Origin of the sequence: Mycetohabitans sp. B8, assembly GCF_021991875.1 — a bacterium.
GTDB lineage: Bacteria > Pseudomonadota > Gammaproteobacteria > Burkholderiales > Burkholderiaceae > Mycetohabitans.
Window position 1 is genome coordinate 67,469 of record NZ_JAHLKR010000024.1, and the last position, 20,537, is coordinate 88,005.

3 protein-coding genes (1 of these 3 cut by a window edge) are annotated in these 20,537 nt (G+C 60.0%); all 3 read right to left on the minus strand.

Annotated elements, in window-relative coordinates; translation table 11 throughout:
- Tightly spaced (each overlapping or abutting the next), the 3 genes in view from KQH60_RS14315 to KQH60_RS14325 form a layout consistent with a single transcriptional unit that may run on beyond the window.
- Window positions 1-11,748 carry a beta-ketoacyl synthase N-terminal-like domain-containing protein gene (locus KQH60_RS14315; RefSeq protein WP_237577084.1) on the minus strand — a complete coding sequence of 3,916 codons (11,748 nt, stop codon included), beginning with the start codon at window positions 11,746-11,748 and terminating at the stop codon, window positions 1-3.
- The gene (locus KQH60_RS14320) at window positions 11,745-19,124 is read right to left on the minus strand and encodes a beta-ketoacyl synthase N-terminal-like domain-containing protein (RefSeq protein WP_237577085.1); all 7,380 of its coding nucleotides are present in this window, start codon (window positions 19,122-19,124) and stop codon (window positions 11,745-11,747) included. Before KQH60_RS14320 ends, KQH60_RS14315 begins: the two co-directional genes overlap by 4 nt.
- Window positions 19,108-20,537: the end of an SDR family NAD(P)-dependent oxidoreductase gene (locus KQH60_RS14325; RefSeq protein ID WP_237577086.1), read on the minus strand. Its footprint extends 17,473 nt past the window's final position; the window shows 1,430 of its 18,903 coding nt (coding positions 17,474-18,903); the start codon falls outside the window, past its right edge; its stop codon occupies window positions 19,108-19,110. Before KQH60_RS14325 ends, KQH60_RS14320 begins: the two co-directional genes overlap by 17 nt.

Consider the following 20,537-nt stretch of genomic DNA (forward strand, 5'->3'; position numbering starts at 1 on the left):
CTATGAAAGCGACATCGTAGACACGTCCGTCAGCGTTTCGCTGACAAACGACACGACATCCTTCATGCATTGATTCGCGTCCATGAAAAGGTGGTTTCCGTCAAAGCAGCGCAGCGTGAACCCGGCGCTGCCCAACTGATGCCATGCACGCACGTCGCGTTCCAACACTTGAAGGTCGTGCCTGCCATGAAGACCCGATATCGGAATAGGCAGCGGCTCGACCTCTCGCATCCTGAACGATTCAACCATCTCGAAGGTCGAGATGAGCGCGGGCAACTGAGCATAAATCAGGTCCCGGCTGAAACTGAACAAACCGGCCTTGCGCATCGCGTACTCGAGCGCGTCGATGAGTGTCGTAATCAACGGCCCGGCATTCGGATCACAGATGTCGTCGAGCACAGGTAGCCGCTTGATTCCATAACGGCGATAGGTGCCTCGCATATCACGGATCACCGGATTTTCGCCCGTGCCAGGCGCCGCATAGGCGGCTGCAAAAAGATGCTTTGGTAACGGCAGGCCGCACATTCTCAAATGCAAACACCAAACATAAGCCATCAGCGCGCCTGCACTATGCCCGTAGAGCGCGAACGGCCGGTCCAGCTCGTCACCAAGCAATTGCGTGAGCGTCGAAGCGATAGTCCATACATCATGCAGCGGCCGTTCACGCCACCGATCGCCTCTGCCCGGCAATTCGATCGGCCGTACCTCGACATGGTCGGGCATGTTCGCCTGCCAACCTTTGAATACCGACGTCGACATATGCGCATACGGAAAACAATAAAGCCGCATACTTGCCCGCTTACGCGTCTTTCCGCGAATCCAAGCCGCTTTGTCACGCGACCAGGACTGCAGAGCGGTGAACGGCGCATAGTCGACAGCCGGCGCATCGACACGCGAAGGCTTTTCGTCGGATGATGACGCACCCGTTGCGGGGGGCTCAATGAGATCACGCAGCTTTGCCTGAAACAGATTGTTGATTTTCAGGTTGTGGTGCTCCAACTGCTTTTGCAGCTTCATCAACATGAGAGAATCCATGCCTAACTCAAGCAACGCCTTGTCGACATCGATGTCCTCTGGCTCACAATCAAGCAGGTCCGCGACGCTTGCAAGCAAGCGGTCTTGCGTCAGTGCATCGGTGTCGGCAAGCAACGCGTCAAGCTTTTGCGACCTCGCGCCGTTACTGTCGCCGAGCTTGCGCAAGTCGGCGCGCGAGCATGCGAGTACGCTCTGGCCTTGACTGTCGACAATTGACCATGCGGTGGAAAAGCACTGCGGGTCCTCTTTCGCGCCAGCATCGCGCGGCAATAAAATATTGACGAGTTGATAATCGCCTCCCCGCGCGAGCTTGCCGTAGAGCCGAACATCCTCCATCACTGTCGTCATGTAAGGCGTAACGCCGTCAGTATCCGCGAGGAGGATCGACGGCTGCAGCGCTGCATCGATGAAGCCGGGGTGCGCGCCCAGCCCATAGTCGTCGCGTTCAAAATCGAGCCGTAGCGACGCAATGCTAAATCCGTCATAGAAACGGCAATCGTGTACCGCCCGCACAAAACCGTTTGCCGGAAAGCCCATTTCCGTGTAGCGACCGTAGAATGCTGCTTCGTCGAGCCCGCGACGCAGCACACCGGGGCTGCTCAGGATCGACGCCACCTGTGCTTGTTGTGGCTCCGGTTGCTGTGTGTGTGGTGTGGCGTCGACGAGCGCAATGGCCGTCGTCGTCCACGATCCACTGGCCGGGGCGTCAGCATCGGATGCATCCATGCGATATTGGAATGTCGCGCGATAGCACTCAGGCCCGTCGTCTTCGACAATGATCTGAATCCGTGTATCGGCGCGCAGTGAAACGAACAACGGCAATCGAAACTCGAAGCGCCGCACGATGACTTGAGTGCGCTCGAAGTAGTCGCTAAACATGCGATAGATCGCATCCAAATAGAAACCCACGTGGAAATTGCCCGTATCGGCAATCCCCGGATCATCGGGCCGCACGATCAACTCGACACATAGCGCGTGGGACACCGAATTTTGTCGGGACAATGCAAGGAACGGTTTTACGGTAACCTGCGATGCAGTGGCAATGCGCACCGGCGATTGCATCGCCGCTTCTTGACGCAACCAATACGACTTGAGCGTCAGGTCAAGCGGCGGATACGACGCCAAAAAGCACTGCTCCCTGTCTTGGCCGCCGGCTCGACCACCACCCTCTACTTGTGCCGGCTCGTCATCAACCGATGTCAGTACGACGTGGCCGTTCACGCCACCGAAACCAAATGAACTGACACCCGCGATCCGCTCGGGCCCGCTCCAGCGAATCGACTCATCAGGAAACTTAAAGCCTGGCTCGACAATCTTGAGCAGCGGATTGATCGTATCAAGATGATTATTGGGCGGAATCGCCTCAAGATGCAAACATAGCGCCGCCTTAATCACGCTTGCGATGCCAGCCGCAGGTTCAAGATGGCCAATATTAGTTTTCAGGCAACCGAGCACGCACGGCTTGTCGGCACTTCGGCCTACATTGACCACGTTGCCAAGCGCTTCGATCTCCACCGGATCACCGAGATAGGTGCCCGTTCCGTGCGTCTCGATGTAGCCTGCCTGCGACGGCGCGAGACCGGCGTGCCGGAATGCGGTGCGAATCACCGCTTCCTGAGCTAAGCCATTTGGCGCGGTCATGCCGTTGCTCTTGCCATCTTGGTTGATCGCCGATCCCGCGATCGCCGCATAAATTCGACACCGTGCATCGCGAACGCGACGCGCGCGGGCTTCATCTAGCCTCTGCAATACGATCACGCCAACGCCCTCGCCCGGTACGTAGCCGTCAGCCCGCTTGTCGAACGTATGACAGCGGCCGGTAGCGGACAACATACCGGCGTCCTGAAGCAGGCGGGTCGAATGCGGATTTAAGTTAAGACTGACGCCACCAACGAGTGCAAAATCAATCTGTCCGCTGCGCAAATACTGGCAGGCGATGTCGAGTGCAACGAGCGTTGACGAACATGCGGTGTCGAGCACGAGGCTGGGACCATTGAAGCCATAGTGATAAGACAACCGGTTTGCCGCGATCGAGCTTGCGTTGCCGGTGGCAATGAAAAGCGCATTATCCTGGTTGTAATCGTTCGCGAACTGCATATACTCGCTCGCGTACTGCGCGATGAATACACCCGTGTTTTCAAACTTAGCGTCGCCGCGAATGCCCGCATCTTCGATTGCGATATGAGCATTCATCATCAACAGACGCTGCTGTGGGTCCATCAGGCGCGCCTCGCGGGGCGATATGTTGAATGCGCCTGCATCGAATAAGTCGATGTCATCGAGATAGCCGCCCCACACGGTCTTGAGGTCATCGTCGCTCAATACATGTTGAAGCCCCAGCAAATCTCGTCGAGCGCACGGATAATGCCCGATGCCGTCAAAGCTTTGCATCAAGCGCGACCAGAACTCGGGCAGGTTCCGGGCCTGCGGAAACTGGCCGGCCATCCCAACGATGCCAATACGCTCATCGGCGATACGCGCAGCCGGTTCAGCACATGCCGCCACCTGCGCTCGCGTGAGCGCGCCTACCGTCGTCTCGGCCGCGGCCGATTTGTGCACCACCGATGCGTTGACCTTCGCCGCTGAAGCCGGCGCGCTGCGATGCGCATCGATAAAAGTCGCGAGCCCGCGGATGGTCGGATAGCGGAAAATGGATGAAGGCAGGATCTCAAACGACAGTCTTTCGGACAGGCTCGAAAAAAAAGTCAGCGAGTTGATCGAATTTAAACCGATTTGATCGAACGTTTGATCCGGATGCAAATCGTCGTGTCCGAGCAGCGCGCTGAGTTCGCCAAGCAATAAGGACATGACATCCACCTCACCCGCATCTCCCGCGCGCGCGCGCGAGCACGCCAATGGTGCAGAGCCTACGGCCGGCTCAAGCGCGTTGGTACGCTTCGCATAATACGCAAAAACCGGCAGCCGTTGGACGCCTCGATTGACGCGCGCGTACTTCGCCCAGTCCGCATTGAATACGGTCGCCTCTCCCACATCGTCGGCAACGATGCGCTCGAGAAAGAGCACACCTTGTCGCGGCGTAAGCATTGACATGCCAAGCGCATCGAAGAATGCGCGGTGGTCGTGTTCGACTGCCATACCTGCACCGTCCCAATCCGTCCACTGTACGACTTGCGCGCGACGACCCGATTGTCGCCTAGCGGCTGCCAGCGCAACGAGCGCCGCATTGGCAGCGCCATACGCGCTCAGCCCATTGCCCTGCATACCCTCAACCGACGAAATCGACGAGAACAAGCAAAAGTATCGGATCGGATCGTCACGCGTGAGCCTATCAAGCAAATGCGCGCCAATCAGCTTTGGCTGCGAGACCTCGGCAAGAATCGCAGCCGTCGTGTCGCGGATCGGAATCGCGTCAGTGGTGACGCCCGCTAGGTGAAATACCCCTGTGATTGGCGAGCCAAGCCGCTCACGCAGCGCGCCGACGCGCTGCATGAGCGCCGCTTCATCGCGCAAGTCGGACTGGATATAGTGAAGCGCTACGCCGCGCGTGCGCGCCAGTTCATCAGCAAACGTGCCAATCGTCGTCTCAGCGGACAAACTTGGATGGCGCAGCGGCGCGGACATCGGCTTACGACCAATGACAATCAACGATTTCACGCCTTTGTCGATTAGCCAGTGCAACACCGTGAAGCCCACGCCACCGAAGCCGCCCGTCACAATCATTGTGCCAGACGGGTCAAATGCACGTCGCGCACTGTCCATTGGCAATGGACGCAAGCGCTGGCACAAACGCCGGCCCTCTAGGAAGCGCACGCGCGTATCGCGCTGCGCGCAATGCAATTCCCGATGCACGCATGCCAGTGCTCGCGGTTCGAGTGAATCGACGTCGACGACCAGGCTACCGAGTTCCGGCACCTCGAAACGCAGGAAGCTAAAGTACTTTGACAAGGCCTCCTGCATCGGATCGACTTCGCCGCGATCCGTGACGTTGATGAGCACAAGTTTAAGCCCGTTGCGCTTGTCCGCCGCATCCACTGCACGTACGACCCATTCGACAAGCTGCTCCGCGCGCTCACGAAAGAGGGTATCAAGCGTCGTACCATCCAGCACCGCGTCCTTTTGCACAAAACGCAGATGTGGCTGGACAAACACGAAGGTATCGTATTCGCCGGCTTCGAACATCCGGGACAGCTGTTCGCCGAAAACACCATCACGCTCTTGTGTGATCGTGACGTAGCGATGTGGCCAGCCTTGCGCCCAGCGGCGCAGCACCTGTTCGTCACCGCACCATAATGCGAGGTGTTCGGGCACACGCCGTTCATCCTCCGCGACACCTTCGATTTCGTCCCAACACGTTTGCATCAACCATTTGTCGAGGTCGACTTGCGTAGCAGCATCGTACTCCGGCACCGGCGCTGACACACGCGGCAACACATCGCTGATCCAATGCCGCTTGGTGTCAAACGGATAGCCGGGCAGCGGCACACAACGTCCAACGGGCAACTCGCCAGCACGCGTTGTTGCACCAGGCCATTCGAGCAGCGCGCCTACCGACCAGGCTCGCGCGCATTCCTTCAAATTTGCCTGTTCCGAGATCGTGAGCGGCTTGCTAACAGCGTCGAGGCTGTCGCCTTGATACGGACCGTCCGGATACGCCGCATCCGGCTGCGCGAGCCAGTCACGCAGTTGCCGCACCGCGTCAGCACGATCGCGTGCGACGAGTGCAAGCCGGTGGCGAAATGCCGGTCTGCGATGCTGAAGCGTGAAAGCGACGTCGCGCAGCGAATAAAGCGTCCCGGCTTCGCTATCGAGGAACTCGGCGAGCCGCCTTGCCTGCTCTGGCAATCGCGCACGCGCCGGAGCGCAAATCGGCAGAATCTGCGCATGGACATCATCGGCCGCATCAGGTGCGCCGCCGTGCGCGTTGAGCACCGGCGCCTCTTCGACAATCACGTGCACATTGACTCCGCCCGCGCCGAACGAGCTAATGCCCGCGCGGCGTGGCAACGCCCGTCCGTCACGCTCAATCTCGGACCAGTGTGTTGCGCGCGTTGACACATGGAACCCGGCCTTGGCAAACGGAATGTCCGGATTAAGCGGACCGTGCAGCAACGTCGGTGCGAGTGTCTTATGCTGCAATTGAAGAACGGTCTTCGTCAATTGGGCGATGCCGGCCGCCGCCTCGCTGTGGCCAATGCTCGCCTTGACCGAACCGAGCGCACGGGTCTTGCCCGGCTGCGCCGGATAAGCGTCCATCAACCCTTGCATTTCAATCGGATCACCGAGCGCTGTGCCCGTACCGTGCGCCTCAACATACGTAATTGTGTCAACTGGCACCCTTGAACGCGCCAGCGCGGCCTTGATTGCTTTTGTCTGACTGACCGGGTTCGGCACAGTGAAGCCCTGAGTCTTGCCATCGTGGCTCACGCCTGTGCCGCGAATGAGCGCAAGAATCGGATCGCCGGATTTGAGCGCATCGGCATAGCGCTTGAGCAGAACGACCCCTACGCCCTCCCCGGGTACATAGCCGTCGCCACCCGCCGCGAACGCATGGCAGCGGCCGTCGCTTGCGGCAAAGCTCGACGCGCACAGCGTCAGATACTTGCTTGGATGCAGTGTCAGATTGACGCCACCCGCGATCGCCGCCTCGGTTTCGCCACGCCACAAACTCTCGCATGCCAAATGAAGCGCATAGAGCGATGACGAGCACGCGGTATCGATCGCAACGCTTGGACCCGTAAAATTGAAAAAAAACGATATGCGATTGGCAACCGAAAACGTTTGGGACCCCGCTGGATAGAAAGGTGCGCGCAAAGCGAGCGCGTCCGCGCCGACGAGCTGATAATTATTGAAACTCACACCGACGAACACACCAACGTCACGCGGCTGCGATTGCCAACGTGGGCCAAGATAGCCGACGCTCTCCAAGCATGTCCATGCTGCTTCGAGGAACAATCGCTCTTGCGGATCCATCAGGGCCGCATCCTGCGCTGACAAGTTGAAAAACGGTGCATCGAATTGCGCAATGTCGCCAAGAAAGCCGCCCCACTTACAGTAGATTGAATCAGTCTTTCCCTTTGCGCCCGGTTGATAAATGTTGCGATAGTCGAAACGGTCGCGCGGAATCTCCGTGACGCAGTCGACACCTGCGACAAGGTTCGCCCAAAACGCGTCGAGCGTATCGGCTTGTGGATAGCGTCCGCTCATGCCGACAATTGCAATGGCGTCGTCGTCGGCACTGTTTGTCCCGCTTCGCAGCAGAGCCGGCGCGGCGATGTCAGCACGAACGTGCGGCGAAGCATTGCCGGTGACGCCGGACAACTCGATAGGCTGCTTAACGATTTGGGTATCGAGATGCGCCGCAAGTGTAGCGAGTGTTTTATATTTAAATAACAAAGCAGCGTCGTGCTCCCCCGTCCACTCTGAGATCCGCTGGTGCAGCTTGGTGATCATGACAGAGTCGAGCCCCAACGCTTCGAAATCCGCTTGCGGATCGAGGCGATCGGCCGGAAAGCCGCAAATTTCGGCAAGTGCGCCAGTCAACCGAGTGAATGCCGTATCGCTCAGCGCATCGCCTTCCCACGTACGAGCAAGCGCCGCGCACGGCTGAAATGATTCAGACGATGAAGCGGGCACTGCCGGTGCAAGTGAAGAAAGCGGCATCGACCGCATGGACGCGTCCACGCGCGACGTGGCGCGCTGTGATGGCACCCAATGTCGCTCATTTGCAAACGGATAACCTGGCAAGCTCACACGCCGATGCGCACGCTCGCGCGACTGCTCCCTCGGATATAGCCAACGCCAGTCCAACGCGCCACCCTGGCACCAGAAGCGAAGCAACTGAGCCGCCTTACCGTCGCGAATCCATGAAGACACCAAAAGCTCGACATCGCCGGCAGCCAGCTCTGAGAGCGCGCCGCCATGCTTGGCCTCACCCGCGTAAATGCCCTGCTCAGCCAATTGCCGTAACGCGGCGGCCTGGTCGCGCCAATCGACCATCACAAATGCATTGAGCTGATCAACAAACGCTTCAAGTGATGCTACAAGCACGCCGAGCCGACAGCGGCGCGCTTCACGCCCAACCTGCAGCGTATAGCCGGCATCGGCGAGAAGCAAACGACGTTCGTCCTTGTTGGGTGTATTGTCAAGCCAACTGCCAACGCGCGCGGCGGTGGCTCGCGCGAGCTCGTGCACTTGCTCCCAACTTTCCGCGGACAACGGGAGCATGACGAGATCGTGCAAAGCGGGCCGGCGTACCGACAGCGTCGGCTGATATTCTTCAAGCACGACGTGCGCGTTGGAACCACCCGCGCCGAAAGACGACAGGCCCGCAATGCGCGGTGCGCCGTCTTGGCCAGCAGGCCACTCGGCAAGGCGGCGCTGGACCACAAAGGGGGAATGCTCGAACGCGATTGCGGGATTGGGCTCGTCCGCATGTAATGACGGTACCAGCCTACGATGTTGCATCTGTAACAGCACCTTGGTGATACCGGCCACGCCAGCGGCACTTTCGCAATGTCCGATATTCGACTTCACCGAACCGATCGCGCAAAACTGTTTGTCGCCGGTGGCACCGAATACCGTCGAAAGTGCGGCAATCTCAATCGGATCGCCAAGCGACGTTCCCGTGCCGTGCGCCTCAACGTAGCTGACTTGGCGCGGCTGCACGCCAGCGCGTACATACGCACTTTCGACGACGTCGGCCTGCGCTCGCAAACTCGGCACGGAATAGCCGGCCGAGCGACCACCGTGATTTATTTCGCACGCACGGATCACGGCATAAATATGATCGCCGTCGGCTTCGGCGCGCTGACGCGGCTTGAGCAAAAGCGCGCCTACACCTTCACCCGGCACATAGCCATCGCCGCCCTTGCCAAACGCCTCGCAGCGGCCGCGGCTCGACGCAAAGCGCCCTTGCGCGAGCATCAAATACTTGTTTGGATGCAACGACAAATTCACCCCGCCCACGAGTGCAAGCGCACAGTCGCCTCGTTCGAGTGCGCGGCAGGCCAACGCAAGCGCAGTCAACGACGACGAGCACATGGTGTCGATCGCCATGCTCGGTCCGGTGAAGTTGCAGAAGTACGACACGCGGTTGGCGATCGTCGACGCGCTGCCTGACAACGCGATGGGATCGCCCTGCGCAGCCTGCTCGACGCCATACAGCTGATATTCTTGATACATCACGCCGACATACACGCCGACCGACGCGCTTTTTTCGTCGCGGCTAGGCGCGCACTCGGCAAGGCCAGCGCGCGTGTAGCCGGCGTCTTCCAGTGTGTGAATCGCACATTGCAGGAAAAGACGCTCCTGCGGGTCCATCAGTTGCGCCTCACGCGGCGTGATGCCGAAGTAGTACGGATCAAACCGATCAACGTCGTCGAGAAAACCGCCCCACTTGCTGTAGGTCTTACCCAGTGTGTCCTTGTTCGGATCAAAGTAACGCGCATGATCCCAGCGGGAAAGCGGAATTTCGATGATACTGTCTGTGCCGCTCTCCAGGTTGCGCCAGAATTGATCGAGCGTGGCCGCGCCCGGATAGCGGCCCGCGAGCCCGATGATCGCAATGTCATTGCGTTGATTGTCTGCGCTGCCCGCTGGCACGCTTCGCCGCTCGGGCGTACCTACGACCTCCACGGACGGCCCGAAGCAGGCGTTTGCAAATGTCTTTGGATCATCGACTGCACGAATCGATGCATTGACGATCCGGCCAAGATGCGCTCCGTCAATCGACACAATATCGGCGTCGAACGCTACATAGCCTGCCTGCTTGGTCCGTATGCGATTGATGACATATACATCGGTCGGCAATGGTTTTGCGATATCAATCCGCTCAATCATGAGCGGCACGTATATTGGCGACGGCTCGTCGCCAGACGGCGGATCAATGAAAAAGCAGCTGTTCAATAACAACGGATCGAACGCATAGTGAATCCGTCCACCCTTGCACGCATCATAGGCAACACTGACGCGACTCACCAACAAACCCGCCCGGTTAGTGTACGCGGCGCGTACAGTTCGCAGCATCGGCCCCACCGAAAACTGCGGAATACGCGTGTACCAGGCTTCAATTTCGGCAGCGGACAACTGCGTCAAACCAGCGACAAGCGTTTTGACGTCGTGGTACTCGGGCGTGAAAGCGTGTGCGCTTTCGACCAACCCATGACAACACATTGGATCACTGCTGTGCCCATCGCGCTTGAACCGAACCTCAAACGTACGCGCGTTATCGTCTTCAGGCAGCGCGACAGTGAGATCAACCCCTTCGCCCGCTTCGAGCGTGATCGGCCCACCTTCCATTCGGATTCGGGACAACACAAGCGGAAAACAGCGCTCACCGTTGCGCGCCACGCAAGCTTCAATCACAAGGCAAGGATGAGACACCCCCATTAATGCCGGCTTGCCAAGCACTTTGTGGTCCTGAAGAAATGATTCTTCAGCGACAAAGCGGTAGCGTTGCGACGCGCGGCTGGACATGGGTGCCGCGCTCCATGCGGATGTGCCTGAACTGGGATCAGCGGTCTGCATGGGCGGGCGTTCGGTCCCCACGATACTCGTGCCGCTGCCGCTTTGTCCCGCGACAAAGTCGTCCAGTTCAGCCAGTGTCGGATATTCAAACATCAAGGTCGGCGATAAATCTTGCGCAAGCATGCGTGTCGCCGCAGCAACAAGATCGAGCAAGTCCGCCGATTCCAAACCGAGCTCGTAATAGCCTTTATCGAGCGGGACTTCGGCGATGGGCACGCGCAGTTTATCGGCGACCATCGAGCGCAAACTCTGGACGACGGTGCTCAGTGGACGGCCAGCACTTAGCGCAGGACGGGACGGTGTGTCTTTTTGTGGCGGCAGCTTTCGTACGTCGAGTGCGCTCGCTTGCGTCGCACCGTTCGTGACATGTCCCATGCTGGCATCAGCGTGCACCCGCGGCTTAAACGATTGCTCGTCGCGCACCCGCTTTGCTGCGAAACCACGTATCTGGGCAAGCTTGCTGCCGTCCGGCGCAAAAAACTCAAGCGGCATCGTGACAATTTCACCGCGCACACTCACCGCATCAAGCGGGATGCGAACAACGCAAGCGCGCGTGATCGGTGCAATTGCGCTGAAAGACTCAATTAACAGCGGCAGGTACAGATTGCTGTCGCGCGAGGCTTCGTCCTCGACTGCGCGAGATGCGATGGCCGCTGCGTCGAGCAGCGACGGGTGGAACATGTAGCGTTCGGCGTCCGGTAGCGCACTTGCGCCAAGCGCTAAGCGGGCAACGAGCTCTGCGTCGCCGACCGCAATATCCCCTTGCGCCCGCATATAGTCGCCATGCACGAGTTGGCTATCGCGGCAGCGCGCATATAGGGCATCCATCGACAGTGAATGTCCGTTATGCGGCAACTGCACAAACGGCGTCGCGGAGCAGGAATGAAAAGTGGTACCACCACGCTCGAGTGTGGCACTTGCATATGCTTTTCCATCGTCAGCGCCGGGATCGTCGATGAAGACCGCATAGCGACCGTCAGCTGGACTCAAAACGCGTATACGAACCGGCAAGCCGTCATTCGGGTGCACAACAATGAGTGGCCGGTGAATACGCAGCGTATCGAGTGCATACTCGCGAAAATCGATACCGTGCTGGCCACAAAATTGATAGATCAGGTCGATATAGGCCATGCCGGGAAATACCGGATTGCCATAGACTCTGTGTTCGCTGACAGCTGGGTTGCGAGAAGATAACGTGATGATGCGCTCGGCGATCAGCTTTGTCATTGGAACTGCTCCCAAATCATGGTGGTGGCGCGCATGTTTGGTGTATGCGCGTCGCGCGCGCGCGCAAATTCGATAAACGGCGTGTGCACGGCCTGCGCTTGCCGGCGTAATGGCGGCGGCGTGAGTGGACTGTGCAGTGGCGCGTGCGCAGGCACGTCGGCGCGCTGCAAAATCGCGTGTGCATTGGTGCCACCGTCGGCGAAGCAATTGATCGCGATGGTCAACTCTTGGCCATCAGGCAACACGGCCATGTCACGCGGGAAATAGAATGGCGACGCATCGAGATCAAAATGACGCAGCGCTTGCTGGCCCGACAAGAACGGTACGACACGTCCGTGATACAACATCAGCACGGCCTTGATGAAGCTTGCGATGCCTTCCGCGCACAGCGGATGACCAATGTTCGGCTTGATCGAGCCGAGCGCGCACGGTGGCCGCCATGCAGCGCTCGCTGTAGCCGCGCCCCGTCCGTATATGGCATCGATTGCTTTGAGCTCGAGCAGATCAGTGACCTTCGTGCCCGAGCCATTGGTCTCAATGTAATTGATTTGGCTTGCGGTCAGGCCCGACTGCGCGAGCACCTTGCGCATCAATGCCATCTGCCGCTCGAGATTGGGTGTGGCAGGCCCGGCTGTGCGACCATCGTTATTGCATGACAGCGCCGAGATGCGTGCGTAAACGGTATCACCGTCGAGTCGCGCTTGCTCGGCGGTTTTCAACAACACGAGCCCGACACCTTCGGAAACAATGATGCCGTCCGCCCGCTCGTCGAACAAATGAAATTGATCACCCGCGCTCAATAGGCCGCGCTGCTCGAACACCCCATGCGTGCTTTGCACGTCGAGCAGATGAATGCCGCCCACAATCGCCGCGGTGATTTCACCTGCACGCAATGCCTGAGAAGCAAGCTGCATACCAACGAGTGCGGACGAGCATGCCGTATCGATCACAAGGCTTGGTCCGCTCAAATCGAAAAAGTGCGAGACGTTCGCCGCCAGGTAGTTCTGACCTGCAACGACGATTGGGTTGCGCGCGGCCTGCAACGCGACCGGATCAAGCGACGCGCGGGCGCGTCCACCCAGAAACACGCCTGTCGCACTGCCCTTCACGTCGTCGTGACAATAACCCGCGTGCGCCCACAGGTTCACACATTCCTCGAGCACCATCAGCGCCTGCGGATCCATCGCGTCAAAGTCCTCGACCGGGATGTGAAACGTCTCGCGGTCAAACTCTCCCCGATGGTCAAGCGCACCGATGAAGCGCGACGGACCGGCTCCGCCCGCGCCAGCCTGCATAAGAGAAAACGCGCTGTGGCCTTCCGACAGTAGACGCCAGTATTCGGTCAAGTTCGGCGCGCCCGGAAAACGCGCCGACATGCCCACGACGACAATGTCGTTGACAACTTCCCGAGGCGGGTTGCCGGATGCAACCGGCCGGCGTCCTACATCGCTTTCGGGTAGCGCATTGCGCGTTGTGTGAACCGCTGCGGCTCGAACCGCGTTGTCTATCGCGCCGGGCACATGATCAAGCGCATCCAACGACGTCGCGTCAGGCGCCACATCGGCCGCCGTTTCCGGCACGTCTGCGCCGGTCTTTGTGCTGGTCTTTGTGCCGGCAACAGCATCGGCGAAGTAGCGAGCAAGCGATGCTTGCTCGTTTTTTAAAAACCATGCGCTCAGCGCAGCGAGATTGGGTTGCTCGAGAATCAGCGATGGCGCGAGATCAAGCTCGAGCTCGACATTGATCGTGTGCAAAATCTGCGCCATCAGAATCGAGTCAAGGCCGTAGTGCGAAAAGTCAACGCTCGTGTCGAAATCAGCCAAACTCATCTTCAGTTCAGCCGCAAATAGCGCACGCAGCCATGTCTTGGTGCGCTCGGCAAGCGCGTCATCATCCGCTGCGGACGCGGGCAAGTGCACCACCGACGGCTCACCGGCGCCACCATTTGCAGCGCGCACGACGCCGCGCTGGAACGGTTCGCTCGCATTTGGCCACATCGCGGGATCAACGAGCGCGGGCATGACGACCGCGTGGCGCTTGAGCGCCAGTGCACGGTCGAGTAACGCAAGACCTTCTTGATTTGTCAATCCCACGAGGCCCGTCGCACGATAGACGTCGGTGTCCATCGCACCCATGCCGGTCTGCGTCCAACTCGGCCACTGCAAGCTCATGATGCCGAGCTCTGGCCGATGCTGCGCGAACGCATCCATGTATGCGTTCGCCATCGCATAGTCGATCTGCCCCGTAGCAAGGCTCGGCAGTGCCGCACATACCGACGAGTAGACAATAAAGAACGACAGCGGCTGTCCGCGCACCGCGCGACACAGACCGTCTAGCCCCGCAACTTTCGGCGCGAACACCGCTTGCATGTCGGCCGCGTTTTTCCGAATCCACGCCGGATTCGCATCGCCCACGCCGGCGCAATGAATCACGCCGCCGATCGGCCCAAGTTCACGGACGATCGTTGCGCACGCGTCATCCATCGCACGCCCGTCGGTGAGTTCGACATTGAGCGCCAACACCTTTGCGCCGCGTCGCCGCAACGCGTCAATGGCAGCAATCTTTTCACGCACAGCGGGGGACACGCTCGCATCATGCGGATTTGCCAGGATCTGGGGCCAGCGATCGGTAGGTGGCAACGACTCACGCCCGCTCAATACGAGCTTGCGCACGCCGTAATGCTCGACGAAATGTTGCGCACACAGCAAACCGAGCCCGCGTGTTCCTCCTGTGATCCATAACGTGTGCGTTTCCGGGAACTCGAACGATTGCGCACTTTCACTCGCCTGCAGTGGCACGAAGCGGGGTAGGTATGTGAGGCCGTCGCGCATGCATACCCTCGGCTCGAGCTCATCGCACTCCAGTTGCGCAAGAATCTGATGGGGCAATGCTGACGCATCGTCATGCAAATCGATGTCGAGATGGCCACTTTCCAGCCTCGGGTATTCAAAACCGAGCGAACGGTACAGGCATGCGACGAGTGCCGCGTGCGGCGTGGGCTCAGCTGATTCAGGCCGTGCCAGTGCCTCCAGATAACGGGTCACGCTAAGGAACCGCGCGCCGCTCGAGCGCAAATGTTCAACGAGTCGCTGCAGACCGGGCAGCCAGCGTTCAACATAGGTCGCGCCGCGCTGCGCATGCGCAGCGTCAAGCGCGGTAAGATCGACCACGTATGCAAGTGCGTGGCTATTTGGCTTGCAAAGCTGCTCGACTTGCTCCGCTAAGTGATCAATATGCGCGAGCCGTGCGCCTGGCCGCAACGCCGCAATGCGTTCGCCCAACGCGCGCGTGTCGTCCGTCGTCAAGATCAGAATGAAGCCATGCTGTACGTTATGGCGCGGTGAGCGCGCCACTTCCGGCACCGAGCAAGGCCGCCACTCGGTCATAAACAGCTCGGCGAGGGGCGAGTGCGACTGTCGCGTTGCCGATGTGCGTGTCGAGGCGTCGGCAGGCGCGATCCAATAGCGCTCCGTCTTAAACGGATAGCTTGGCAACGACATGCGCCGAGGCGGCTTGGCGAAGCCAGCGGCGGGCCGGTACAGTCGACGCCAATCCAGCGTTACCCCTATTATCCACACCTGCGCGAGAGCATGCAGATTCGCCTTATCAAGCCACGCGTGAAGGAGTGCCTGCGCATCGGCATCGCCATACAGTCGGACAGCGTCTCGGTTCGCGCTTGCGACGCCACAGTACCAGCCCTTGCCAGTTTGCGCGTCGGCAGGCAGCGAGCGCAACCTGTCGCACAGCTCTTGCATGGACCGCACGACCGTGGCAACGCGATGCTCCATCGCCTCGCGCCCAATTTGCAGCGTATAAGCCAGGCTGGGCAGCGCGTCGTCTTTCAGCTGCCGGCGCTCGATCATCGCCAGCAAATCAGCTGCAATCACTGGCAGCCGTGCCCATTCGCGCGCTGACAACGGAATCAGCCAACGGGCGTCAGCGGATACACGATGCTCATCGACCGGCATCGAATAGGATTCAAGGATCGCATGCGCGTTCACGCCGCCTGCGCCGAAGCTGCTCACGCCAGCCACACGAGGCCGCACGTTGCCGTCCGAGTCGCGGTCGGGCCATGGGATGAGCGCCTGGTTGACTGTAAACGGCGCTGCGGAAAAATCGATCGCGGGATTCAGCGAACGCGAATGCAAGGACGGCACGATCACACCATGCCGCATTTGCAGCAGCACTTTCAACACGCCCGCTACGCCCGCTGCACCCTCGCAATGGCCGATATTGGATTTGACTGAACCGATCCGGCACGAGCCCGCTGGTATCGCGCGACGCGCATCGTCTTCGTGAAATGCCTTGGTCAGACCAGCGATCTCGACTGGGTCGCCAAGCTTCGTGCCAGTGCCATGCGCTTCGACGTAGCTGATGTCGGCCGCATGGACACCCGCCTGCTCGATCGCGCTGCGAATCACTTGCGCCTGCGCAGCTGGATTCGGTACGGTGTAGCCGCTTGCTCGCCCGCCATGGTTGACGGCGACCGCCCGAATCACGCCGTGGATCATGTCGCCGTCGCGCTGCGCATCGTCAAGGCGCTTCAACATCAGGACGCCAACGCCCTCGCCCGGAATGTAGCCGTCGCCACCCTCGCCGAAACTCTCACAATGCCCTTTCGACGAGATAAACTGCCCGCGTGACAACATCAAGTATTTGCTCGGATGAAGGCTCAGATTCACGCCTCCCGCAAACGCGGCGTTGATTGCGCCCGAGGCGAGCGCTTGGCACGCGGAGCCAATCGCCACGAGCGAACTTGAGCACATCGTATCGACAGCCATCGCAGGGCCGTTGAAATCGCAGAAGTAAGACATCCGGGTCGCCACCGACGACGTGCCGCCGCCCAGCCCCATGCGCTGCGGCGCCTCGAGCGCGAAGAGCGGGTACTCCTGACCCATCACGCCGGCATACACACCGACCCGGCCGTTTGCACCGCCGTCTTTACACGGTGCCCGCAGCGTGTCCCGCGTGTAGCCGGCGTCCTCCATCGCCATCCAGCAGTGCTGGAGAAATAGGCGTTCGAGCGGATCCATCACTTCGGCCTCGCGCGGCGAGATCTGGAAGAAGAGTGGATCGAACGCATCGGCGTCGTCGATAAAGCCGCCCCATTTGCTTACGATCGTACCGGGTTCACGACCCTCGCTATAGTAGTCACGCCAGTCCCAGCGCTCGGCAGGAATTTCAGTGATGCAGTCGCGACCTTCACGCAAGTTGTCCCAAAATGCGTCGAGGTCCCGCGCCTGCGGAAAACGGCCCGCCATGCCCACTACCGCTACCGCGCCCGGATTCATCGCAACAGGCCGCGCATGCGTGCTGTGCACCATGGCGCCTTCCCGGCGCACGAGTTGACACAATGACGCATTCGTCAGCGCGGCGACGCACCGGCCCGCATCATCGTAAATCGTCGCATCGAGCGTGATGAAGCTGGAATTGAGCTGCCTTGGCCGGGTCACCACGACCGCGCGCTCTGTCATCGGACGCCAAAGTGCCAGACGCTCGATAACGAAAGGCACGAAAGTCGGCGCCGCATCGTGCGAAACGTCGCCCGACAAATCGAATTGGTAACAAACGTTCAACAGCAACGGATCGAGATACAACCCCAGTGCATGCCGCTTGCCCGTCAAATCGACTTCGCTGACGAGCGCGCCGTCGTCAAGGACAAAAGCACGCTGAATCGAGCGCAGCGCGGGACCGATCGTAAACGCCGGCACGGTGTCAAACCATCGTTCGATTTCGCCGCGCGGCAGCTCCCGCGCGTCTTTGACGATCGCGTCCCAATCCAGCGGTGCGGGCTCGGCTGCATGCGCGTACCCAATCTGCCCCTCGCAGCACGGCGTCCAGTCCGTCGTGCCGTCAACGCGCTGCTGCGCCAAAAAGCGCAGCTGCCCGTTCGCATCGCGCTCAAGACGAATCTCGACCCCGACGCCTTGTCCGGATTCAAGCCTCAGCGGACCACCGTGGAACCGGACTTCTTCCAGGCCGACGGGGTACTGTTGCTCAGCGGCCACGCAGGCTTGCAGCGCAAGACACGGATAAGTCAAGCCCATCAGCGCGGGTTTGCCATCAACGAGATGATCCGCCAGATGGGGCTCGACCGCGTCAAATCGATAGCGCGCGGGTTCAGCTGCGCCGCGCGCCTGCGTGAGCGGTGTGGATTCGGATGTCGAGGCGGCCGTCCAATTCTGGTCCGCACGTACGGGTACAGTATCCCGGAAATGTTGAAGCAGTTCGTCGATCGTGTTGTACTCAAACAGCAGTGTTGGATTGAGACGCCGGGACAGCAAACGCTCGACGTCCTTCAAGATCATCAGCATCTGCGCGGAACTCAAACCCATGTCGAAAAAGCCGCGATGCACGTCAATCGATTGCGGCGCGACGCCAAGATGGACAGCGAACACGTCGCATAAATGCTGCTCCAGCCCAAGCGCGTCACCCTCATCGGCCACACGCTCATGCGAAGGCGAGGTGGCCGTGCGTGCGCTGCGAATAGACGCGTCGCGCGCGCGGCTGGCGTCGCTATGGGCCTGCAGTGGCATCGGCGACGCACCGATCCCACCTCTCACACGCTTGCCGGTAAGCTCGGCCAGCGATGCGAGCCAATGCCCCGCTTCATCGTAGAAATCAATATCGAGCTTGCGGATGTCGTGGCTGACCTGGATACGATCGAGCCGCACCCGCGCAATGCATGCGTCGCGAAGCGGCGCGCGGGCGCGAAACGCACCGTAGTGCAACGGCAGGTACAGCGCGTCGTCTGCAGTCACTTGTTCATCCGCAACGGATGCTGGAAGCGCCGTTTCAAGGATCGACGACGCAACGGCTGCGCCGTCGATGAGCGTTGGATGAAACGTGGCGTGTGCGAGCAGATGTCGCTGCGCCGGCGGCACGCTCAGCTCAATCAGGCAGCCCCAATCGAATCGGCGCGCAACGCCGTGCGCATGCATTAATCCATCGTGTGACAATCCGCGCTCACGAGCTCGCCTGTAAAGTGTCGCAAGATCGAACCGGCGTTCAGGCGCAGCACCAAACTCGGCGAGGTCGAGATCAGGTTCGGTACGCGCCGCGCTCGGATGCAGCTCGGCCGTGCAGTAACGCTCAGTGGGCATGCCGTCGGGCGCGACGTCGATTGCATAGGCGCCGCCATCGAGGCGGCTCACACCAATCGTCAAGGGCACATCGTCACTAGCAACGATGAGTGGCCGATAGATGACCACGTCGCGCAATTCCGATCCGAAGCAATCGATCTGCAATGCATCACGCACGACGGTCATGAGCAGATCGATGTACGCGAGGCCAGGCAGCACCGGCTGGTCCTGCACCCTGTGATTGGCAATGACTGGGTGCGAAGCAGAGATAACGAGGTTAAATTCTTTTTTCATGAATCGCGCCCCAGCTCGACTGAATCGGTAAGTAATTGGCATGCATTGCGCTGTTCCGAGCGGCTACACGATACAGCGGCGCATGCGTGTTTGGCGGCTGCGTTCTGGCAAAGGTCTGACGCCGCAGTTCGGGTGGCGGCAGCGCGTGACGACGCTGCACATACCCCGCATTCGGCACGAATTCCTCGACGATAACGTGGCAATTCGTTCCCCCATCAGGAAAGCAACTTTGTGCAGCGACTCTCGGTGCGCCCGCTCCTCCTTGCCAGTCAAGCGGCTCACGATTGAAGCGCACACGCGACGAACCAAAGTCGTAATGCTCGAACGGTTGCTCGGCGCATAAACTCGGCGGAATTTGGCCGTGATGCACACTCAGTGCGCAGCGCACGAAACCGGCAAGCCCCGCCGTTAGAAGCAAATGACCGACGCTCGGCTTGACCGAGCCAAGCAGACACGATGCAAGCCGCATGTCGTCGAGCTGATAAACTTGTGCGAGCGCCTTGATTTCAACCGCATCGACAACCGCCGACCCACCGCCGTTAACTTCGATGTAGCCGATGTCCGTCGCGGACTTGCCCGCCACTTCGAGCGCTCGCCGCATCACGTCACGCTGCGCATTTAAGTTCGGTGAGCCCGGGCCGAGCGTACGTCCGTCGTTATTGACCGCCAGCGCCTTAACGACCGCATAGACGCGGTCACCGTCCGCTTGCGCCCGCTCAAGCGATTTGCACACGAGCGCGACGACACCCTCGCCGAGCACGTCACCCGCTGCATCGCGGTCAAAAATGCGAAACACGCCGTCGGGGCTCAGGATGTTGCGCGCTGCGAACAGGTCATGCGCTTGTGATGTCGTCAGCAGGCTTGTCGCGCCGACCAACGCCATGTCGATCGAGCCACCGCGCAGCGCATCGAACGCGAGCGACATCGCCGTCAAACCAGACGAGCACGCGGTATCAACGACCATGCTTGGGCCCGTGAAGTTAAAAAAGCGCGAAATGTTGCTCGCCAGATAATTCTGGCCCACACCGAGAATGGGATGTGCGGCCGCCGCAAGACCCTGCGCATCTGCGGTAACCTGCAGCCGCCCACCGATGTATACGCCGACTGGTCTGCCAGATAACTCGTCGCGCGCATAGCCAGCGTCACACAGCGCTTTCAGGCTTTCTTCCATCATCAGCCGCGCCTGTGGGTCCATTACCGCCGCATCTGAGGCGTGCAACCCGAAGTACGTCGAATCGAAACCGCTAATATCGTCGAGCCAACCCGCGTAGATTGGTTTCCCATGGCCGCTTGGCCAACGAGCGTCGCGCATCGGCGAGATCGCCGAGCGTCCACTCGTCTGCAACCGCCAAAACGCATCGACGTCCGATGCGCCAGGCAAACGAAGCGCAAGACCAATGATCGCGATATCAC